Origin of the sequence: Kribbella antibiotica, assembly GCF_004349055.1 — a bacterium.
Classification (GTDB): Bacteria; Actinomycetota; Actinomycetes; order Propionibacteriales; family Kribbellaceae; genus Kribbella; species Kribbella antibiotica.
Genome location: NZ_SMKX01000040.1, coordinates 20950 through 42119, shown reverse-complemented (window position 1 = coordinate 42119; position 21170 = coordinate 20950). Strand labels below are relative to the sequence as shown.

Genomic DNA, 21170 nt, shown 5'->3' with positions numbered 1-21170 from the left:
TCTCTGAGCGAAATTGTCACAAACTCTAGCGAATCGCGGGCAAACGACCGACTATAGATCGGATGACCGCGATCGCTGAGGAGTTCTGACATGCCCGATGGCCCACCCGCAGCCTCGATCGAGAGGTTCCGCGACTGGCGGTTCGGCCTGTTCGTCCACTGGGGCCTGTACGCCCTGCCCGCCCGCCACGAGTGGGTGAAGAACCGTGAGCGGCTGACCGACGAGGACTACCAGCCGTACTTCGACCACTTCGAGCCTGACCTCTACGACCCACGCAAGTGGGCGCGGGCGGCTCGTGAGGCCGGAATGCGGTACGCCGTCCTGACCACCAAGCACCATGAGGGCTTCTGCCTGTGGGACTCGGCAGTGTCGGACTACACCGTCGCGCACACCGCGTGGGGCGCCGGTAAGGACCTGGTGCAACAGTTCGTCGAGGCCTGCCGGGAGGAGGGGCTGGGGGTCGGTTTCTACCACTCGCTGATCGACTGGCACCACCCTGAGTTCCCGATCGACCTGATGCACCCGCAGCGCGACGACGAAGAAGCGATCGCGAAGGCGGCTGGCCGCGACGTACAGGTCTACGCCGACTACCTGCACGCGCAGACCCGTGAGCTGCTGACGAACTACGGACAGATCGACCTCATGTGGTTCGACTTCTCCTACCCCGGCCGCAACCACGAGGACGGGCGGGACGGGCACGGCAAGGGGCGCGACGACTGGCGCTCTGCCGAGCTGATGGCGCTGGTGCGCGAGCTACAGCCCGGCATCCTGATCAACGACCGCCTGGACATCCCCGGCGACTTCGTGACGCCAGAGCAGTACCAGCCGGACGGGCCGATGACGCGCAACGGCGTACCGGTCCTGTGGGAGGCCTGTCAGACGCTGAACGGCAGCTGGGGCTACGACCGCGACAACCTGGACTGGAAGACGCCCGAGACACTGGTGAAGATGCTTGTGGACTCCGTCTCCAAGGACGGGAACCTGCTGCTGAACGTCGGCCCCACCGGCCGCGGCGAGTTCGACCCGCGCGCTCTGGCCACGCTGGCGTCCATCGGCGAGTGGACCCGCTTGCACGAGCGCTCTTTCCGCGGTGCGGGCCCCGCGGAGTTCAAGGCGCCGACCGACACCCGCTACACGCAGGTCGGCAACCGCCTCTACCTGCACCTGTTCTCCTGGCCGATGGGTCACGTCCACCTGCCTGGTCTGGCCGGCAAGGTCAAGTACGCCCAGCTCCTGAACGACGCCTCCGAGGTCAAGCTGCTCGTCCACGACTCCTCCGCGGAGGCACACAACACCTCCATGGGCGCGGCAGCGGACGGCGTACTGACTCTGAAGCTCCCGATCCAGAAGCCGAACACGCTCGTCCCGGTCATTGAGCTCTTCCTGAGCTGACGGTATTTGTCAGGCAGTCCTCGCGGCGGTCATAGTGACTTGTCAGTAGCCGCCCCATCGCTGCGAGGACTGCACATGTTTCGGAGGACATCGCTGGCGCTCGCACTGAGCGCCGCCGGCCTGCTGGCGCTCACAGCCAGCGCCGTGGCTGCTGACGACTACGCCGGGCCCGCGGTGACTGTCGGCAACCTGTGGGACGGGCTGAAGCCGGACGGCACCAGGAACACCGTGATCCCGCAGGACGTGCTCTACCAGCCGTCCGGGCTCGGAGCCAGCCGGATCAACCCGAAGCTGCAGTACGTGCACAGCGAGAAGGACCGCAAGACCATGCTCGCGTTCAGCACTGTCACTGCGCAGGTGGTCGGCAAGTACACCGTCGCCATCCCGAATGTCTTCGACTGGGAGGACATCGCCACCGGTCCGTGCCCAGCCGGCAGTTGCATCTTCGCCGGAGACATCGGAACCGCCCGGGACATTCCGAAGCCGAACGGCATCAGCTCGGTCGTCCGGGTCCCGGAGCCGGACCTGAGCGACGGGCAGACCAGCGGGACCCTCACCGGCGACTACTTCCCCTACACAATGCCCGGCGGCCCAAAGAACGCCGAGGCGCTCATGGTGCATCCCGGGACCGGCGACATCTACGTGATCACCAAGTCCACCAAAGGGATCAGCGACGTCTACAAGTTCCCGAACCCGCTCCCGAAGCCCGGCACGTCCAGTGTGCTGACCAAGGTGGCCACGCTGACCCTGCCGCTCAAGGAAGGCGACCTCCCGTACGGCGAGGTCACCGCCGCCTCGATCCATCCGCACGCGAACCGCTTCCTGGTCCGGACGTACCGCAAGGTCTACGAGTACCGCGGTCCGGAGGGTGCCCCGTTCGCCTCTGCACTCACCGGAACGCGGGTCGAGCTGACGGACACAGTCGAGGGCCAGGGCGAGTCCATCGAGTATGCGCCGGACGCCTCGGCGTACTTCACCCTCAGCGAGAAGCTAGCGGCGCCGTACACGCTGAAGCGCGTCGATCTCAACTAGGACAACCTGAGCTAGGACAGGGGCGTCGGGCGGCCGGGCTGCTCGCCGCCGCGGGCCTCCAGGTAGGAGTTCTTCGGCACCATCACCTTGCGGCGGAACAGGCAGACGACAGTGCCGTCCTGCTTGTAGCCCTTGGTCTCGACGTAGACCACACCGCGGTCATCCTTGGACTTGGACTCCCACTTGTCCAGGACGACGGTCTCGCCGTAGATGGTGTCGCCGTGGAAGGTCGGGGCGATGTGGCGCAGCGACTCGATCTCGAGATTGGCGATCGCCTTGCCGCTGACGTCGGGCACCGACATCCCGAGCAGGATCGAGTAGATGTAGTTGCCCACCACAACGTTTTGACCGAACTGGGTGCTCTCCGCCGCGTAGTTCGTGTCCAGGTGCAGCGGATGGTGGTTCATCGTCAGCAGGCAGAACAGATGGTCGTCGTACTCGGTCACCGTCTTGCCGGGCCAGTGCTTGTAGATCGCACCGACCTCGAACTCCTCGTAGCTACGCCCGAACTGCATGCCGGTTCCTCCTCGGGGTTGAACAACCCATGCTGGCGGATCGGACCACCTAAGGCCGTGGTCTGGCTCTCACCGGGCGGAGAGACCTGCGTCACTCCGCCCGGTGGCGCTCAGGCTTGCGGCGGCTGCTGCTGTTGCTGCTGCTGAACCGAGTGGTCTGCGATGCGCGGGGTGACCTCACCCTTGAGCGCCAGCTTGGCCAGGTGGTTCCGGGCCTCCTCGGCGAACTTGAAGTCGCACAGGACGTCGTACGTCGTCGCCACCACCGCCGTGCGCGAGGTGAAGTCGCGGCGGCCCGCCGACTGGGCGTAGCTCAGACCACCGAACACCAGTCCGAAGAAGGCGCCCAGCACCACACCGGTGAGCAGGGCGGCCAGCCAGTTCGCATTGGTGACGGCGCCCAGCAGGACACCCACGAACAGGCCGAACCAGGCGCCACTGGCCAGACCGGCGGTCAGCGCCCGTCCCCAGGTCAGCCGGCCGGTGATCTTCTCCACCTGGCGCAGGTTGTTGCCGACGATGGTCGTGTGCTCGACCGGGAACTTCTCGTCCGAGAGGTAGTCGACAGCGCGCTGTGCCTCCCGGTAGGTGTCATACGTCCCGATCGTCAGACCGCTCGGCCGCGGGTCCATCAAGGGCATGCCTTGCGTCATCGTCGTTCCTCTCCACGTGCGTCCACCCCCATCATTGCCGACGGCTGGTTACCACGTCTTGATAGCCTCGCCGTTGATGAGCGGACGACGCTGGGACCTGGGCGCGACACGCCGGATGGGACAGCTGTTCGCCCGCCGGCAACTGGGTGCTGGGCCGACGCGTCCGGACGTGGTCGCCAGCGGCAAACTCGACGGCGCACTGGTCGACTGGGCCTTCTATCGGGACGGCCACCGCGACCAACGGGTCAACTCCTACACGGAGGCGCTGGTCCGGGCCAAACGCGGCCAGGGGTTCGTCTGGATCGGCCTGTTCCAGCCGACCGACCACCAGCTCGCGATCATCGGTGGCGAGTTCGGTCTGCACGCACTGGCCCTCGAGGACGCCTCCGAGGCGCACCAGCGCCCCAAGCTCGAGCGGTACGACGACACTCTGTTCGCTGTACTCAAGACGGTCAGCTATGTCCCGCACAAGGATCTGACCGCCACCAGCGAAGTGGTGGCGACCGGTGAGGTCATGGTGTTCTGCGGACCGGGCTTCGTGGTCACAGTGCGCCATGGCGAGCACAGCGAGCTGACTGGCCTCCGACAGGTCCTGGAGGACCAGCCAGAGCGACTGGCGGTCGGGCCGGGCGTCGTACTGCATGCGATCGCCGACCACGTGGTCGACCGCTATCTGGAGGTGGCGGACGCCGTACAGGCCGATATGGACCTGATCGAGTCCGAGATGTTCACACCGCGCGGCTGGCGCAACATCGACCGCGTCTACCAGCTCAAGCGCGAAGTGCTGGAGCTGAAGCGGGCAGTGGCTCCGCTGACCGGCCCGATGCGCGCTCTGTCGACCCTGCGGCACCCACTGATCGCGGACGAGACGCGGAACTACTTCCGCGACGTCGACGACCACCTGTTGCGGGTGAAGGAGCAGGTGATCTCGTTCGACGAGCTGCTCAGCTCGATCCTGCAGGCCGGGCTGGCCCAGGTGCAGGTGGCCGAGAACGAGGACATGCGGCGAATCTCGTCGTGGGTCGCCATCCTCGCCGTACCGACGATGATCGCCGGGATCTACGGGATGAACTTCGACTACATGCCCGAGCTGCGGATGCGGTACGCGTACTTCGTGGTGCTCGGCGTGATGCTCGTGGCGTGCGTGGGTCTGCACCGGTTGTTCAAGCGGAACCACTGGCTTTGATCAAATACTCCTAATACCACGCACGAAGCGGCCCGGCCAGAGGTTGGCAACCTTCTGCCATGGCCGGGATTCACGGGCCATTGGATGGATCAAACGGTTGTGCGGTGAACCGCTGCGTTGATTTACTCACCTCATCGCGTTCGGTCAGCAGGCCGCCACAGACTGCGACCGACGGCATCGGGGGATGTCGTGATCGTTTTGCGCTGGGAGGGCGTTGCCGTGCTCAGAATTCACTTCACGCCGCGCGATTTGACGCGGGTGACGGTCGCGACGAAGCCCGCGCCGTTGTGGGAGGTCCTGCTCAGCCTGCACATGCTGCAGCACTCCGACGGCCGGTTGATCTTCGAGGACTGGCGCCGACACGTCCGGACGTCGGTCGCACCGGACCAGATGCGGCTGCTGCTCGAGCTCACCCCGCCGAAGGGGTACTCACCGGACTTCCTGACCCCGGCGGAGTCTGCACCGGACTTCGACACCGCGCTGGAGATCGCGCTGGCGACACCCCGCCAGCTGATCCGCGGCCAGCTCGACCTGCTCTCCAAGTACCGGCCGGCCTCGCCGTGGACCCGGGAGCTCGCTCAGGGCGAGCGCGGAGCGCTGCACAAGCTCGGCCGGGCACTCAAGACGTACCACTCGGCCGCCATCGCGCCGTACTGGAAGTCGATCGGGACGCACATCTCCGCCGACCACGCGCATCGCGGTGAAGCACTGGCCCGGCACGGCGTGGACCGGCTCCTCTCATCGCTGCACCCGCGGGTCCGCTGGGTCGCACCGGTGCTGCAGGTGCTCGACATGAACGACCGCGACCTCTACCTGGACGGCCGCGGCATCGAGCTGCAGCCGTCAGCGTTCTGCTGGCAGGTGCCGACCAAGCTGCGTGACCCTGAGCTCAAGCCGATCCTGGTGTACCCGATCCAGCACGCGCCAGGCATCCTGCGCCAGGCGTCCGCGGACCAGATCACCTCCAGCGACCCGTTGGGCTCACTACTCGGCTCGACCAGGGCAGCCGCTCTGGAGGCTGCTGTGGCGGGCTGTACGACGACGGAGCTGGCCAAGCGCTGCAAGATCTCACCGGCCGCGGCCAGCCACCAGGCGACCGTGCTGCGCGAGGCAGGCCTGATCACCACCCGCCGGGCCGGTGCCTCCGTCCGGCACGAGATCACCCAGCTGGGGATCTGGCTGCTGTCCGGCTACGGCTCAGGCAACACCCGCCAACCGCATCCCCAGTCGGTTCCCCGCCTGACCGCCTGAGGCAACTGACCTCTGGCCGCGCAGCGCGCTGGGCCGACTGGCACCGCCCCGCCCGTCGACCCAGCGCGTAGCGCACCTAGAGCTTGTAGTCCTCCAGGAGGCGGCGGCCGATGATCATCCGCTGGATGTCGGCCGTGCCCTCACCGATCAGCAGCATCGGCGCCTCCCGGTAGAGCCGCTCGATCTCGTACTCCTTGGAGAAGCCATAGCCGCCGTGGATGCGGAACGAGTCCTCCACGACCTGTGAGCAGTACTCACTGGCCAGATACTTCGCCACACCGGCCTCGAAGTCGTTGCGGGACCCGCTGTCCTTCTTGCGAGCAGCCTTCACCATCAGCTCGTGCGCAGCCTCGACCTTGACCGCCATGTCGGCCAGCCGGAACAGCACTGCCTGGTGCTCAGCGATCTTCTTGCCGAACGTCTCCCGCTGCTGCGCGTAGGAGATGCCGAGCTCGAACGCGCGCCGGGCGACGCCGCAGCCGCGCGCTGCGACGTTCACGCGGCCCACCTCGACACCGTCCATCATCTGGTAGAAACCCTTACCAGGAACGCCGCCCAGGATCTGGTCCGCGCCGATCGAGTAGCCGTCGAAGATCAGCTCGGTCGTGTCGACGCCCTTGTAGCCCATCTTCTCGATCTTGCCCGGCACCGTGAGGCCCTTGTCGACCTCGCCGAAGCCGGGCTCCTTCTCGACCAGGAACGTGGTCATGTTCTTGTAGACCGAGTCACTGCCCTCGTCGGTCTTCACCAGCACGGCGACCAGGTTCGACGAGCCACCGTTGGTCAGCCACATCTTCTGGCCGTTGATCGTGTACAGGTCACCGTCGCGGACCGCCTTGGTCTTGATGGCGGCCACATCGGAGCCACAGCCCGGCTCGGACATCGAGAACGCGCCCCGGACGTCGCCGGTGGCCATCCGCGGCAGGTACTTCTGCTTCTGCTCGTCGGTGCCGTGCTGGAGCAGCATGTACGCGACGATGAAGTGCGTGTTGATGATGCCGGACACGCTCATCCAGCCGCGGGCGATCTCCTCGACACAGAGCGCGTAGGTGAGCAGCGACTCGCCCAGACCGCCGTACTCCTCGGGGATCATCAGGCCGAACAGACCGAGCTCCTTGAGCCCCTCGACGATCTTCGTCGGGTACTCGTCCTTGTGCTCCAGCTCGGTGGCGACCGGGAGGATCTCCGACTCCACGAACGCGCGGACCGTCTTCAGGATCTCCTCCTGAATGTCCGTGAGCCCCTCGGTCTGCTGCAATCTGCTCATGCGCCGGTTCTCCTCGGGTGCTATTGCTCGCTACTCGCGAGTATTGCGGCTTTCAGCATCCCGGGACAGCCCCGACACCCGCTGTGACTCCGGCCACCCGTACGGCGTCGCCTAGCTCACGTGACGCAGTCTCACGTGGCGCAGCCTCACTCGTCGCTGTCGTCGCCTTCGTTGTCGCCCCCGTTGTCGGCGGACGGCATGGTGCGGTCGAGCTGGGCGAACCCCAGGTAGATCTCCGCGGTCGGCTGCCACTTGTGCTCACGCTGCGCGTTGACCAGCCGCTGCTTGGCGTCGTCGTAGTTACCCCGGGCCGCCTTGACCTCACCCTTGGCCAGCTGGTCGGCCGCCTGATCCAGATCGCGCGCAGCGAGCTTGGGCGCGGTGCTGCGCTGCTGCTGCTGCTGACCCTGGCCGGGCCACTGCGGCTGGCCCTGACCGCTGGCGCGGACCTTGTCGGCCAGTGCGCGCAGCTGCGCGACGACCTCCGGGTACTGGTTCGCGGGCTTCGACGGCTTCTTGCTGGGCGTTTTGCTCGGCGTCTTCGACGGAGTCTTGCTCGGAGTGGGTGTCGGCGTCGGAGTGGCCTTCGGCTTGGCCGTGGCCTTCACCTTCGCCGCAGGTGCCGACGGGGTGCCACCAGCCACCGCAGCCGGGTCACCCTTGATCCCCTCCTTCAGCAGCGCCACACCCACCGCAGCAGCCAGTACGACGGCCATCGCCGCAATCACCTTGGCGAACGGGAGCGCGCGGCGGGGGCGCTCGTCGTACGGCTCCTCGCTGTCCGGCGTGCTCGCCTCGACATTCCCTGCTCCCGCGCCGACCAGAGCGGCGGCAGCTGGCAACGGCAGCACCTGAGTGCTGTCGCTGATCGGCGGTAGCGCAATCGCCTGCGTTGCGTGGTTCGCAGTGGAGCTCAGCAGGGCTGTGACCTCACCGGCCGAGGCTGGGCGGTCCGCGGGGTTCTTGGCGAGCATGCGCATCACCAGGCCGGACAGCTCCGGGGTGACGTCGTTGCGCATGATCGGTGCGGGTGACGCCTGCAGGTGCTGGTGCATGACCGCTTCCACGGTCGTTCCGACGAAGGGCGGCGTACCGGCGAGCAGTTCGTAGAGGACGCAGCCGAGCGAGTACCAGTCACTGGCCGGCGTCGCTGCGCCGCCACGGACCTGCTCGGGCGCCACATAGGACGCCGTACCGAGCAGGACGCCCAGTCCGGTCGTCTCGTTGCCCGCTCGCTTGGCGATACCGAAGTCGGTCATCTTGAGCGTGCCGTCCGGCGCCAGCAGCAGGTTGCCCGGCTTGACGTCGCGGTGCACGATCCCGCCGGCATGCGCCGCGTCCAGCGCCCTTGCGCCCTGGGTGGCGATGTCCGCAACCAGCTTGCCGCTCGGCAGACCTGCCGTACGCATCAGTTGTGCCAGGTCCGGTCCGGAGACCAGCTCCATCACCAGGAACACGCGGTCGTCCGCCGAGCCGACGTCGTACGTCGCGACGACGTTCGGGTGCATCAGCCGGGCAGCGGCCTGCGCCTCGGCCTGGAACCGCGCGACCGCGTCCATCGGGTCGCCGTCGAGACTCCGCAGCAGCTTGACCGCCACCTGCCGGTCCAGAACGAGGTCCTCGGCCTTCCAGACCTCTCCTGCACCACCTCGCCCCAAGAGGGTGAGTAATCGGTAGCGCCCTGCCAGTACCTCGCCGTTCACAAACAAACACCTTCCGCAGCGGACCGACTCACCTTAGGCGGGTACGGCGATCAGATCGAGTTCACGGCCAATTCCTTGCAAAGCTCTGCGCAGCGCGCTCGCAGTATTACCGTGTGCCCATGAAGCGAACGTTTGCCGCTGTGATCGCGGCCACCCTGCTAGCCACGACGTTCACGACCGCCACCGCGTCCGCCGTACCGGTGCAGCGGCCGAAGCCGACGGTCAAGTGCGAGTTCACCCCGACGCCGGAGAACCCGGCTGCCAAGCCGGTCCGGATCCCGTCCGCGACGGCCAAGGCGCGCGGCACGGTCGACGTCTACTTCCTCACCAACTACGGCTCATTCGTGGTCCGGATGGACCGGGCGAACGCACCGTGCGGGGTGTCGAACTTCGTACACCTGGCGAAGAGCCGGTTCTACGACTTCACGCAGTGCTTCCGGCTGACGAACTCGGCCCGCCTCGGCGTCCTGCAGTGCGGTGACATCTACCGCCAGGAGGAGGGCGGACCGGGCTACAAGTTCCCTGACGAAGTCACCGGCAAGGAGACCTACCCCCGCGGAACCGTTGCCTACGGCAACCAGGGTCCGGGGACGAACGGCAGCGAGTTCTTCGTCGTCCACTCGTTCGCGAACATCCCGCCGAACTACACCGTCCTCGGCCACGTGATCGCCGGCATGCCGACGTTCGACCGGATGGTCAAGGCCGGCATCGCCGACCCCGACCAGGACGGCCCGCCGGTCCGCCCCATCCGCATCCTCAAGGTGCTGTCACTCGGCTGAGTCGTGGCGGCCGTCGGTCAGTACTCGACGACGGCCACCTGCTCGCCCACCTGGACGGTGAACTGGAAGGTCGACATCAGGCCCTCGACGGCGACCAGGTAGCGGTCCTCGCCGGTCCGGTACACCGTCCGCCGCACCTGCTTGAACGGGTCAGCAGGCCTGAAGGTGCGCGTCTGCGCCTCAGCCACCGCCCGCGCTTGCGCCAGTGTGGCGAACTTGAGCGGCGGATAAGACACCTCGAGCAGCCAGTGCTCGCCCACGTTGCTTTCGATCAGGACCTCCCAGACCCGCGCGGGCTCCCCCGGCAGCCTGTCCTGAACCCGTCCGTGCCCCTCGTGCCCCGTCGTCATGGCGGCAGAGTAGTCAGTCGGTGGGGGCTTGCCAGACCTCTGTGCGGGTCATGCCGGCCGCCCGGCCCTTGGCGGAGATGACGAGGGCCATCTTGCGGGAGGCCTCGTCGATCATCTCGTCGCCGAGCATCACCGCACCGCGGGCGCCACCGGCGGCCGAGGTGTAGTGGTCGTAGGCGTCGAGGATGTTCTCGGAGTGGTCGTAGTCCTCCTGGCGCGGCGAGTAGACCTCGTTCGCGGCAGCGATCTGGTCCGGGTGCAGGACCCACTTGCCGTCGAAGCCGAGGGCGGCCGAGCGGCCGGCCACCCGGCGGAAGCCGTCGACCTCCTTGATCTGCAGGTACGGGCCGTCGATGGCCTGCTTGCCGTAGGCGCGGGCCGCCATCAGGATCTGCATCAGGATGTAGTGATAGGCGTCGCCGACGTCGTAGCCGGGCGGCTGCTCGCCGACCACCAGCGACTTCATGTTGATCGACGCCATGAAGTCGGCCGGGCCGAAGATGATGGTTTCGACCCGCGGCGACGCGGCCGCGATCGCGTTCACGTTGGTGAGGCCGAGGGCGTTCTCGATCTGCGCCTCGATGCCGATCTTGCCCGGCTCGTAGCCGTGCACCTTCTCGATCTGGGTGAGCAGCAGGTCCAGGGCGACCACCTGCTCGGCGGTCTGCACCTTCGGCAGCATGATGCAGTCCAGGTTCGCGCCGGCGCCGCCGACGACCTCGATCACGTCGGCATACGTCCACTGCGTGGTCCAGTCGTTCACCCGGACCACGCGGACCTTGTTGCCCCAGCCGCCCTCGTTGAGCGCCGCCACGATGTTCTTGCGGGCGTCCACCTTGGCGATCGGCGCAACCGAGTCCTCCAGGTCGAGGAACACCTGGTCGGCGTCCAGCCCCTTCGCCTTGGCCAGAAACCGCGGGTTCGACCCCGGGGTGGCCAGACACGACCTTCTGCTTCGCAGCACCTGCTCAGACATCTGTCGACCTCCACCTTGGGTTACTCACCAGTTCACTCGGCAGCGTACGGCGAAACGTCCGCTGCGTGCCCGGTGACATCGCTCACTGTGACACCCTGGTGCGGTGAACCGCGAGGACGCTGTGACGGAGATCGCCGCTGTCATGAAGAAGGCCGGGCTGGTCTGGCTGTCTTGGGACGGCCGACGCCCTGCACCGGCCTGGTTCGCGACGGTCGACGGCCAGTACGTCGTGCTGGCGGACGCTGACGGCAGTGCGGAGCAACCGCTCGCCGGGCTGGCCACAGCGGGTACGGCGGAGGTCGTCGTACCGGCTAAGCCGGCCACCACGCGGTTGGCGAGCTGGAAAGCGACGGTACGGCGGTTGCCGCCGGGGACTGAGGAGTGGACGGCTGCTGCGCTGGTTCTGCGGACTGAGCGACTCAATGCGGCCGGACTCGACACCCAGCTCGACCGGTGGCGGTCAGAGGCCGACATCCTGGTGCTGGAGCCGACAGGTGAGATCACCGGCTTCGACGGCGCATCGCCGTACGAGACGCCTGCTGAGACACCGGCGACTACCCGCGGCCGGAAGCCGATCACGCTGCACCGGCGAGTCCGTCGGCGCCGCAAGTTGACCTGAAGGACCGCGGGTTAGCCTTCGGTCATGAGTGGACCTACGCGTGTCTATGTCGCACGGCTGTCTGGTCTGCCTGTTTACGACCCCAATGGGGACCAGGTCGGCAAAGTACGCGATGTGGTCGCAATGCTGCGACAGGGCACGCAGCCGCCGCGGGTGCTCGGGCTGGTCGTCGAGGTGTTCGCCCGGCGACGCATCTTCGTACCGATGACCCGTGTGACCTCGGTAGACGTCGGGCACGTGATCACGACCGGGCTGATCAACATGCGGCGCTTCGAACAGCGCACCACCGAGATCCTGGTGCTGGGCGAGATGCTGGACCGCACTGTCACCATTCGGGAGACCGAAACGACCGGTGTGGTGTTCGACATGGCCATGGAGCAGTGGCGGACCAAGGACTGGGTGCTGTCCAAGGTTGCGGTCCGCGAAGGCAGCAAGCGGTTCCGGCGGCGCGGCCAGTCCCATGTGCTCGACTGGACCGATGTCAGCGGGTTCGCTCAGGTCGAGGAGGGCCAGGGGGCCACGCACATCCTGGCTGCGTTCGACTCGATGCGTGCCGCCGACCTGGCCGCCGTGCTGCATGATCTGTCGCCCAAGCGGCGCAAGGAGATCGCTGCGGCGCTGAACGACGAGCGTCTGGCCGATGTGCTCGAGGAGCTGCCGGAGGACGACCAGGTAGAGATCCTGGCCGGTCTGGACACCGAGCGGGCTGCCGACGTCCTGGAGGAGATGTCACCGGACGACGCGGCCGACCTGATCGCTGAGCTGCCGACCGAGACGGCTGAGCGACTACTGACGCTGATGGAGCCCGATGAGGCTGAGGACGTCCGGCGGCTGCTCACGTATGAGGAGCGCACAGCCGGTGGTCTGATGACGTCGGAGCCGGTCATCCTGCCAGTGGACGCGACGGTGGCCGATGCGCTCGCGCATGTCCGCAACGCCGAGCTCAGTCCGGCACTGGCCGCGATGATCTATGTCTGTCGGCCGCCACTGGAGACTCCGACCGGGCGGTTCATCGGAGTCGGCCACATCCAGCGGCTGCTGCGCGAACCGCCCTCAGAACTCGTCTCTGCCGCACTGGACACCGATCTGGACGGTCTGCGGCCGGATGACAGCCTGACGGCGGTCAGCAAGTACCTGGCGACCTACAACCTCGTGGCGGCACCAGTGCTCGACGACGAAGGCCGCCTACTCGGTGCGGTCACGGTGGACGACGTACTGGATCATCTGCTGCCCGCTGACTGGCGCGACAACGACCAACCGCAGGAGGTGGACCACGATGGCTCGTGACGACCGCAGTACCGACGACCGGCGCTCCCGCGGCAACCGCCTGGACATCCCGCGTGAGCTCCGCCGCACGATCGCACTGCGGTCCGCGTACGACGCTGATGCGTTCGGGCGGCTGTCGGAGCGGATCGCGCGGTTCCTCGGCACGGGGAAGTTCCTGGTCTACATGACCGCGACCATCATCTTCTGGGTGGTCTGGAACATCTTCGCGCCGGAGAACGTCCGGTTCGACACCTATCCGTTCATCTTCCTCACGCTCGCGCTCAGCCTGCAGGCGTCGTACGCGGCGCCGCTGATCCTGCTCGCGCAGAACCGGCAGGAGGCCCGCGACCGCGTCCAGTACGAACGCGACCGCGACATCGACACCCGGACCCGCGCGGACATGGAGTTCCTGGCCCGCGAGATGGCGTCGCTGCGGATGGCCGTCGGCGAGGTCGCCACCCGCGACTTCCTCCGCTCCGAACTGAAGTCGCTGCTGGCCGAGCTGGATCGCGAGTCCCCTTTGGGGCCGCGCTAATCTCGGTGCCAGGTGTAGAAAGGCAGGCCCGATGAAATCCAGATTCGCTCCCGACAAGAAGCTGAACCGCCGGATGCTCGTGACGAGCTTCCTGCTGGGTCTGCTGTACGTCGGTTTCGTCGCGGCCCTGATCGCGTTGACCAAGAGCGCCGTCCTGGCGGTCGTGATCGCCGGCGGTGCACTGTTCGTCCAGTACTTCTTCTCCGACAAGATCGCGCTCTACGCGATGGGCGGCCGGATCGTCACGCCGGAGGAGGCACCGCAGCTACACGGCGCCATTGACCGGCTCTGCGCACTGGCGGACATGCCCAAGCCGCGGATCGCGATCGCCGACGTCGACCTGCCGAATGCCTTCGCCACCGGGCGCAACCCCAAGAACGCGGTCGTCTGCGTGACGACCGGGATCATGCGCCGGCTGGACGCCGATGAGCTCGAGGGTGTCCTCTCGCACGAGTTGTCACACGTCGCGCACCGCGATGTCGCGGTGATGACGATCGCGTCGTTCCTCGGCGTACTGGCTGGTCTGATCACCCGCTTCGGCCTGTACAGCGGGCTCGGCGGACGGCGGGATCAGAACACGGCCGTCATCGTGCTGACCATCGTCGCCGTCTCGGCCGCGGTCTACGCGGTCTCGTTCCTGCTGACCCGCGCGCTGTCCCGCTATCGCGAGCTGGCTGCGGACCGGGCGGGCGCCATACTGACCGGCCGACCATCGGCCCTGGCCTCGGCGTTGACGAAGATCAGCGGGGACATCGCGCAGATACCGTCCCGCGACCTGCGCCAGGCAGAGGCCTTCAACGCCTTCTTCTTCGCGCCGGCGATCTCCGGCAAGGGCGTCTCACTGTCGTCACTGTTCTCGACCCACCCGCCGCTGGAGACACGCCTCGACAAGCTCGGCGCGCTGTCCCGCGAGCTGGGCGAGCAGGTTTAGTAGCCCTATGGGATTCCTCGATATTTTGCTCGGCCGCAGTAAAGCGGTCCCGCCGAACCTCGACCAGTTGTTCTCGGTCCCATCTGCCGCCATCACCCTGCAGACTGCCGCCGACTACAAGCCGACGGGCATCGGCTCGGTCTGTTTCAAGGCTGCTGAGGGCGGTGGGTTCTCGGCGTTGCGCTCCGAGGTCGACAAGCTGCTCGCGCTCGACAACGGCAAGTTCACCAGCACGACGGACTCCTACGGCTTCACCTGGCTGGTGCGTGAGACGACCCCCGACAACGTCGAAGGGCTCGTCACCGACCTGCACGGCGTGAACACGTCCCTGGTCGATGCCGGCTTCGGGCCCGCGCTGTTGTGCACGCTGGTCAACTTCAGCAACGGCACGAACTCGCTCGGCCTGGTCTACCTCTACAAGCGCGGCTCCTGGTATCCGTTCGCCCCGGCCGGTCCCGACCGCCGTGACAACCAGACCGAGCTACAGATCAAGTCCTTGCTCGCCACGGACCTCCGCCTCGAGCAGGACCTGACCCGGTGGTTCCCCATCTACGGCGCACCTGGCTTGTAAGGGCTGCCTTGCCGGACCTACGTCACATGGACCGTGGTCCGGTGATTTCCTGCGAGCACGTAGCCTTGGGGTATGGCTCCTCCCACTGCTGATCAGGTGACCACGGCTCTCGGTGGTGTGCTCGACCCCGAGATCAAGAAACCGATCACCGATCTCGGGATGGTCGAGACCGTCGCCGTCCGCGAGGACGGCGTGGTTGCGATCCGGATCCTGCTGACCGTCGCGGGCTGTCCGATGAAGGACACGCTGCGGCGCGACATCACAGCCGCGGTGGACAAGCTCGACGGCGTCACCGGGGTCGAGATCGACCTCGGCGTCATGTCGGCCGAGCAGCGCGCCGCGTTGCAGACGCAGTTGCGCGGTGGCGTGGCCGAGAAGGAGATCCCGTTCTCGCGGGCCGACTCGCTGACGAAGGTCTTCGCGATCGCCTCCGGTAAGGGTGGCGTCGGCAAGTCGTCGGTAACGGTGAACCTGGCCGTCGCGATGGCGCGGCAGGGCCTGTCGGTCGGCGTCCTGGACGCCGACATCTACGGACACTCGATCCCGGCCATGTTCGGGGTGGCCGACGAGCGGCCGACCGCGGTCGACGACATGATCATGCCGGTGCCCGCGCACGGCGTGAAGGTGATCTCGATCGGCATGCTGAAGCCGAAGCGCGACCAGGTGGTCGCCTGGCGCGGCCCGATCCTGGACCGTGCCCTCGTGCAGATGCTCGCCGACGTGTACTGGGGCGACCTCGACGTCCTGCTCCTCGACCTGCCGCCGGGCACCGGTGACATCGCGATCTCGGTCGGCCAGCGGCTGACCAGCGCCGAGGTCATCGTCGTGACCACCCCGCAGGAGGCCGCCGCCGAGGTGGCCGAGCGGGCCGGCACGATGGCGCAGATGGTCCACCAGCGCGTGGCCGGTGTCATCGAGAACATGTCCTACCTGCCCTGCCCGCACTGCGGCCCCGAGCACCGGATCGAGATCTTCGGTTCCGGCGGCGGCACGCGGGTCGCGGAGACGCTGTCCGCTCGCCTCGGCTACCCGATTCCGCTGCTCGGCGAGATCCCGCTGGACGAGCGCTTGCGCAGCGGCGGCGACCTCGGTGTGCCGCTGGCGCTGGCCGACCCGGACACTCCGGCCGCTCAGATCCTCGAAGGCATCGCGGCCAAGCTCGGAGGCAAGCCCCGCGGCCTGCTCGGCCGACAGCTCGGTCTCAGTCCGGCCGGGCGCTGACGTCGTACGGTGCTGAGCAGTTCCCGGCTGCAGTTGCGGGAGTGGCGCTCGGACGAGGCCCAACGGATCTCGACCGCGCGCACGAACCAAGCGACAGCCCACTTCCTGCCGTTCATCCCGCAGCCGTTCACCGTCGAGGACGTGCAGTTCTGGCTGAAGGACATGGCCGAGCAGCGCGCTGCCGGAACGCGGTTCAACTGGTGCGTGGCCGACGCCGCGACTGACCTCGGTCTAGGCAACCTGACCCTCTTCCGCATGGAGGAGGGCAGCGGCGAACTCGGCTTCTGGCTCCACCCCGACGCGCAAGGCCGCGGCGTCATCGTCGAGGCCATCGAGCTAGTCGCCCACTGGTTCTTCGCCGCCGGCCACCAGCGCCTCTGGATCAAAACCGCGAGCACCAACGGCGCAGCACGCCGTACGGCGGAGCGGTCCGGCTTCCGACTAGTCCGCACCGAGCCAGACGCATACGCGCTGGCCAGCGGCCGCGACGCGATGGTCGCCTACGAGCGAACCGCTCAGGTGGACTCGGGGTCGTAAGGGGGCTTGGCGCCGGCGGGGAGGCGCTGGGGTGCGTCGGCGAAGTCCGTGGAGACGGGCTTGTCGTCGTCGAAGTCGTCGGCACCTTCGAGCAGGTGCTTGCGGACGAAGTTGCGGGGGTTGAGGTCCTGCAGCTCCAGGTCGGCGAACTCCGGGCCCAGCTCACTGCGCAGGTCGTTCTGTGCGTTGGAGACCATCCGGCGGACCTGACGCAGCAGGTTGCCCGCGGTGCGCGCGAACTCCGGCAGCCGTTCCGGACCGAAGACCAGAACGGCGACGATCGCGATCACAACCAGCTCGAGCGGCCCGATGCCGAACATGGATTCACCTCACTCCTCGTGCCCCGGCAGACAGCGTACCCGAGCGGATGTCAGCCGATCTGCTCGGCGAGAGTCACGGTCGCCTGGCGTGGGCGGCCGCTGCGTTCGTAGACCAGACGGACGCTCTCACCCGGCTGGTGCGAGCGGATGGCGACGATCAGCCCTTCGGCTGTGTCGACCAGTTGCTTGTTGATCTCGGTGATCACATCGCCGACCCGCAGACCGGCCCGCGCAGCCGGCGAACCGGCGTTCACCGTACTCACGCGGGCGCCGCCCTCGAACCGCATGTCGACGTTCGCGCCGATCACCGGGAAGGTCGCCTTGCCGTTCGCGATCAACTGCTGAGCGGTCCGGCGGGCCTGGTCGATCGGGATCGCGAACCCGAGCCCGATGTTGCCGCTCTGGCCCTCCTGCGAACCACGCACGGCAGCGATCGCCGAGTTCACCCCGATCACCCGGGCGTTCATGTCGACCAGCGGTCCGCCCGAGTTGCCCGGGTTGATCGCTGCGTCGGTCTGCAGAGCATTGATGTACGACGCCTGGTCCGCGCTGTCACCGGCCGTCACCGGCCGGTTCTTCGCCGAGATGATGCCCGAGGTGACCGTGCCGGCCAGCCCGAGCGGTGAGCCGATGGCAACGACGTCCTGCCCGACGATCGCCTGATCCGACTGGCCGAACTGCACCGCCGGCGCCGCCAGCCCGATCACCTGCACGACGGCCAGGTCGTACGCCGGGGAGCGGCCGACCAGACGGGCGGTCTGCGACTTGCCCTGCTGGCTGATGATCTGGATCGAGCCGCCCTTGGCGGCTTCGGCGACCACGTGGTTGTTGGTCAGCACGTGACCGGCGTTGTCGATGACGAACCCGGAACCCGTCGACTGGGAGTTGTCCGAGCCCTCGACGCGCAGCTGGACAACACTCGGCAGCAGGGTGCTGGCGACCGCGGAGACCGATCCGGTCTTGATCTTCGGATCGGTGCCGGTCCCGACCGGGACATCCGGCTGCTCGGTGATCGGGCCGTTGCCGTTCAGCGCGACCACGGTCACGGCCGCACCGCCACCGGCCAGCAGACCGACGATCAGCGCAACGATCGCTGCGATCACGATGACGCGATTGTCGAGCTTCTTGGGCGGCTCAGCCGGCGTGTACGCGCGGGCCTGCTGCTGATGCCAGTCCAGCGGCGGCGGGGGCACAGGGCCTTGGTAGCCAGGGCGCTCGGTCGGCCAGGCCTGGCCTGGGTAGACCGGGCGGAAGGTCGGCTCCTGCGCACCGAAGCTGCGCTGCGTCACCGAGCGCATCGGCTGGTTGAGACCCGGCTGCCCGGGCGTCGGCGCGCTGGGCATCGGCTGATTGGGCGACGGGGGCTGCAGCGGCTGCTGCAGAGCAGGCTGCGGTGAGCTCTCCGTTTGCCGGTACGCCGAGTCACTGCGCGGCGCAGCCAGCGGCGTCGTACCGGTGCCGGGCACGGGCGGCGTCAGCCCAGCCAGTGGCGGGGTGCTCGGAGGCGTCGGTTCGGCGTCGTTGGTGCTCATGTGATCGCCTCACTCGGGGTCGGGAAGATCGGCCGGTGCCACTCCCGAGAGTAGCCGGGAGTTCCATCCGTCATCGATTATCCCAGCTTTGGTGAAAGCGCACCCATCGGAGTGAGCCAGGTCGCGATTCTGGCCAGTCCGCTGCCGATCCGCTGGACCGCTGTCAGCTCCACCGGCAGGTCATGCGGGAACGATCCGACCACCTTCGCCAGCGAATCCGGTGGCAGGTCACCGATCAGGGTGTAGACGATCCCGCCCGACGACCAGACGACGTACGAGGGCATGCCGTAGCGGACGTAGACGCCGGGGGTCGCGGTCGGGCTGAAGCCGGCCACCGCGGCCGGATCCAGCGCGCCACGCTGCTCGAAGAGCGAGGCGTTGAACAGACCGTCGGAGTACGAGAACTGGAATGATCCGTTGCCGGTGTCCTGGTGGACGTCGTACAGCTTGAGGGCCGCGGGCAGCTCAGCTGCGCAGATCCAGCCCTCGGACCGCAGTTGCTCAGCTTTGCCGAGCCCCAGCGGCTCCACACCGTTCGGAGTCATCGGTGGGAGATGGCCGATGAACTCCGAGTCCTCGATGCTGAGCTCGGTGAACACGGTCGCCCGGACCATCGTCCTGCCGTCCACGCTGAACAGCTGCCGCTGCAGGAGCAGCCCGGTGGTCTTGTCGATCCAGAACCGCGCAGCGAGGGTCTTGTCGGCACGCACCGCCTCGACCAGAACCGCCGTCCGCCCGATCAGGTCGGTGCAGCACTTGTAGACCAGCTTGTACGTCGCCTGCAGCAGCGCGAGTGGACCGCCGTCAATGGAGGCATCGGTGCTGGTCGCTCGCTGCACGAAGGCCTTGGCGCCCGGTGAGGAGCCGGAGCCGACCACGCTGATCTCCGAGCCCTGCGATGCCGCGTGGGTGATCTCGAGCATGGCCGAACTCGCGCCCTGCGGTCCCCAGGCGGTGATGATCTGGGTGCCGTGGTACGAAACCTTGTTCGGCGCTGCCGCAGCCTTCTCCAGCCAGCTGACGGCCTCCGGCGCGTCCTCCCGGTCCAGCGCGGTGGCCGCGGTGGCAGGCAAGGGCAGGCCGATGCCGATCAGGGCGGTGCTGACCAGGACGGCGAGCCGGTTGAGGCTCACCGATCAGCGCCCGGTCAGGGCTACTGGCTGCAGCGTCGAGTTGAACCCGACGTATCCGGTCCCGTTGTACGAGTTGAACCCGGCGACCGAGTCGGTGAACGGTGTCCCGCCCGTCAGGCTCGCGTGGTCGGTCGAGAAGCTTGTGACCGGTGGCCGCAGCGACGGCGGCTGCTCCGACCGGGCCGGGTCGCCGATGACGAACGCCGTCCCCAGGAGGGAAGCGACGGCCGCTGCGGAGCCGGCTGCACCCAACACCCCGGTACGGCGGCGCGAGCGCGTCGTACGAGGTGCTCCCGGGCGGCTGGCGCCGGTGCGGGCTGCGGGGAAGGCAGAGCGCTGTGGGAAGAGCGACGGAGCCGGTGTGAGCACCGGCCGGATCTCTTCACGCGGTTCGGTGGCGAAGGACGAGACGCCCATCAGCCGCTGCATCAGGTCGGTGGATGGCTCCGGTGCCTCCAGGGCAGCCATCCGGGCCTTCAGCCGGCGCTGGGCGTCCACCTCGGCGCGGCAGGTGTCGCAGCTGACCAGGTGGCTCAGGACCTTGTCGCGCGAGTCATGGTCGAGTTGGCCGTCGACCACGGCACTGAGCTTGTCCATCGGGTGCTGAAGGCTCATCGCCACTCACCTCCGGAACTCTCACCGAGCAGACCATCCTTGGAGGGACCGCTGATCCTGGTCTGACCCGGCCGCGGGGCCCGGTGCTCCAGGTGCTTGCGCAGCATCGACCGGCCGCGGTGGATCCGGCTACGGACCGTCCCGAGCTTCACATCCAGCACGTCGGCGATCTCGTCGTACGTCATGCCCTCGATGTCGCAGAGCACGACCGCGGCACGGAAGTCCTCCGGCAGCGAATCCAGGGCGCCCTGCACGTCGTGGTCGAACAGCTCCGCGTTCAGCTTGTCGGCCGGGCCGTCACCCTTGGCCGGCAGCCGGTCGTGCGCATCCTCCGGCAGGCCGTCGAACCGGATCCGCTGCTTGCGGCGGGCACCGTCCAGGAACAGGTTGGTGGTGATCCGGTACAGCCAGCCCTCGAAAGTGCCGGGTGTGTAGGACGACAGCGACCGGAACACCCGGACGAAGACCTCCTGAGTGAGGTCCTCCGCGTCGTGCTTGTTCCCCGTCAGGCGGTAGGCCAGCCGGTAGACCCGGGCAGAGTGAGTACGGACGATCTCGTCCCACGAGGGCAGCGTCTCCGGCACCGGCTCCGCGGAACGCGCGGGTGCCAGTGACGTATCGAGCGGCTTCACCGCTACGCCTCCCTGGGTCCTCTCGGCAATGAGCGTGAAGGCCATGGTGCCTCGGTCACCGTCCTCTGCGCACGTCGGGAACACCCGGGTTTACCCCTGAGATGCTGCTACGACGGCTCAACGCGGTGCTCCGGCCGGAAGTTCCCGGACAGTG

At 67.5% G+C, this 21170-nt stretch carries 23 protein-coding genes; 12 read left to right on the top strand and 11 right to left on the bottom strand.

The window, feature by feature from the left end; translation table 11 throughout:
• Positions 1–90 precede the first annotated feature (90 nt).
• A complete protein-coding gene (locus E1263_RS16425) occupies positions 91–1392 on the top strand; it encodes an alpha-L-fucosidase (protein WP_132168191.1) in 1302 nt (433 codons plus the stop codon).
• A gap of 75 nt (positions 1393–1467) precedes the next feature.
• A complete protein-coding gene (locus E1263_RS16420) occupies positions 1468–2424 on the top strand; it encodes a hypothetical protein (protein WP_132168189.1) in 957 nt (318 codons plus the stop codon).
• 11 nt (positions 2425–2435) lie between these two features.
• Here E1263_RS16420 and E1263_RS16415 read toward each other — a convergent pair whose 3' ends face one another.
• Together E1263_RS16415 and E1263_RS16410 are read right to left on the bottom strand one after the other, a co-directional pair.
• Positions 2436–2939, bottom strand: a complete 504-nt coding sequence (locus tag E1263_RS16415; RefSeq protein WP_132168187.1) for a MaoC family dehydratase — start codon at positions 2937–2939, stop codon at positions 2436–2438.
• Between the two features lie 110 nt (positions 2940–3049).
• Positions 3050–3592 (bottom strand): YflT domain-containing protein, encoded by a 543-nt coding sequence (locus E1263_RS16410; RefSeq protein WP_132168185.1) that lies wholly within the window; start codon positions 3590–3592, stop codon positions 3050–3052.
• A gap of 76 nt (positions 3593–3668) precedes the next feature.
• Between E1263_RS16410 and E1263_RS16405 the strand changes: the two genes are divergently transcribed.
• Entirely contained in the window at positions 3669–4778 is a 1110-nt protein-coding gene (locus E1263_RS16405; protein ID WP_132168184.1) for a magnesium and cobalt transport protein CorA, read from the top strand.
• Between the two features lie 219 nt (positions 4779–4997).
• Positions 4998–6029, top strand: a complete 1032-nt coding sequence (locus tag E1263_RS16400) for a helix-turn-helix domain-containing protein (protein ID WP_132168183.1) — start codon at positions 4998–5000, stop codon at positions 6027–6029.
• Positions 6030–6105: 76 nt separating this feature from the next.
• On the opposite strand, the gene E1263_RS16395 is transcribed toward E1263_RS16400, so the two are convergent.
• Positions 6106–7296 carry an acyl-CoA dehydrogenase family protein gene (locus tag E1263_RS16395; protein ID WP_132168182.1) on the bottom strand — a complete coding sequence of 397 codons (1191 nt, stop codon included), beginning with the start codon at positions 7294–7296 and terminating at the stop codon, positions 6106–6108.
• Between the two features lie 146 nt (positions 7297–7442).
• Complete coding sequence (locus tag E1263_RS16390; protein ID WP_132168181.1) at positions 7443–8999, bottom strand: serine/threonine-protein kinase; 1557 nt, start codon at positions 8997–8999, stop codon at positions 7443–7445.
• A 119-nt stretch (positions 9000–9118) separates the two neighbouring features.
• Between E1263_RS16390 and E1263_RS16385 the strand changes: the two genes are divergently transcribed.
• On the top strand, positions 9119–9778 hold the full coding sequence (locus E1263_RS16385) for a peptidylprolyl isomerase (protein WP_132168180.1): 660 nt from the start codon (positions 9119–9121) through the stop codon (positions 9776–9778).
• A 17-nt stretch (positions 9779–9795) separates the two neighbouring features.
• Here E1263_RS16385 and E1263_RS16380 read toward each other — a convergent pair whose 3' ends face one another.
• Positions 9796–10128 carry a hypothetical protein gene (locus E1263_RS16380; RefSeq protein ID WP_132168179.1) on the bottom strand — a complete coding sequence of 111 codons (333 nt, stop codon included), beginning with the start codon at positions 10126–10128 and terminating at the stop codon, positions 9796–9798.
• Positions 10129–10141: 13 nt separating this feature from the next.
• Entirely contained in the window at positions 10142–11104 is a 963-nt protein-coding gene (locus E1263_RS16375) for an HpcH/HpaI aldolase/citrate lyase family protein (protein ID WP_132168178.1), read from the bottom strand.
• 103 nt (positions 11105–11207) lie between these two features.
• Between E1263_RS16375 and E1263_RS16370 the strand changes: the two genes are divergently transcribed.
• The 7 genes from E1263_RS16370 (at position 11208) to E1263_RS16340 (ending at position 16784) form a co-directional block, all read left to right on the top strand.
• The gene (locus E1263_RS16370) at positions 11208–11723 is read left to right on the top strand and encodes a hypothetical protein (protein WP_132168177.1); all 516 of its coding nucleotides are present in this window, start codon (positions 11208–11210) and stop codon (positions 11721–11723) included.
• 24 nt (positions 11724–11747) lie between these two features.
• Positions 11748–13010 (top strand): magnesium transporter MgtE N-terminal domain-containing protein, encoded by a 1263-nt coding sequence (locus E1263_RS16365; RefSeq protein WP_132168176.1) that lies wholly within the window; start codon positions 11748–11750, stop codon positions 13008–13010.
• Positions 13000–13524: a DUF1003 domain-containing protein gene (locus E1263_RS16360; RefSeq protein ID WP_132168175.1), complete on the top strand. Its 525-nt coding sequence runs from the start codon at positions 13000–13002 to the stop codon at positions 13522–13524. Before E1263_RS16365 ends, E1263_RS16360 begins: the two co-directional genes overlap by 11 nt.
• A gap of 31 nt (positions 13525–13555) precedes the next feature.
• Positions 13556–14455 (top strand): zinc metalloprotease HtpX, encoded by a 900-nt coding sequence (gene htpX, locus E1263_RS16355; protein WP_132168174.1) that lies wholly within the window; start codon positions 13556–13558, stop codon positions 14453–14455.
• 7 nt (positions 14456–14462) lie between these two features.
• Positions 14463–15026, top strand: coding sequence for a PspA-associated protein PspAB (gene pspAB / locus E1263_RS16350; RefSeq protein WP_132168173.1), 564 nt, complete (start codon positions 14463–14465; stop codon positions 15024–15026).
• Between the two features lie 72 nt (positions 15027–15098).
• Positions 15099–16247: an Mrp/NBP35 family ATP-binding protein gene (locus E1263_RS16345; RefSeq protein ID WP_132168172.1), complete on the top strand. Its 1149-nt coding sequence runs from the start codon at positions 15099–15101 to the stop codon at positions 16245–16247.
• 9 nt (positions 16248–16256) lie between these two features.
• Complete coding sequence (locus E1263_RS16340) at positions 16257–16784, top strand: GNAT family N-acetyltransferase (RefSeq protein WP_132168171.1); 528 nt, start codon at positions 16257–16259, stop codon at positions 16782–16784.
• Here E1263_RS16340 and E1263_RS16335 read toward each other — a convergent pair.
• From E1263_RS16335 to sigE, 5 genes are all read right to left on the bottom strand, one after another.
• Positions 16763–17104 (bottom strand): sec-independent translocase, encoded by a 342-nt coding sequence (locus E1263_RS16335; protein ID WP_132168170.1) that lies wholly within the window; start codon positions 17102–17104, stop codon positions 16763–16765. The two genes, E1263_RS16340 and E1263_RS16335, sit on opposite strands and share 22 nt — an antisense overlap.
• Before the next feature lie 50 nt (positions 17105–17154).
• Positions 17155–18636, bottom strand: a complete 1482-nt coding sequence (locus E1263_RS16330) for a S1C family serine protease (RefSeq protein WP_132168169.1) — start codon at positions 18634–18636, stop codon at positions 17155–17157.
• Between the two features lie 77 nt (positions 18637–18713).
• Positions 18714–19769 carry a LolA-like protein gene (locus E1263_RS16325; RefSeq protein WP_132168168.1) on the bottom strand — a complete coding sequence of 352 codons (1056 nt, stop codon included), beginning with the start codon at positions 19767–19769 and terminating at the stop codon, positions 18714–18716.
• Positions 19770–19772: 3 nt separating this feature from the next.
• A complete protein-coding gene (locus E1263_RS16320; protein ID WP_132168167.1) occupies positions 19773–20384 on the bottom strand; it encodes an anti-sigma factor family protein in 612 nt (203 codons plus the stop codon).
• Positions 20381–21061 carry an RNA polymerase sigma factor SigE gene (sigE, locus tag E1263_RS16315; protein WP_132168166.1) on the bottom strand — a complete coding sequence of 227 codons (681 nt, stop codon included), beginning with the start codon at positions 21059–21061 and terminating at the stop codon, positions 20381–20383. Before sigE ends, E1263_RS16320 begins: the two co-directional genes overlap by 4 nt.
• Between the last annotated feature and the right edge of the window lie 109 nt (positions 21062–21170).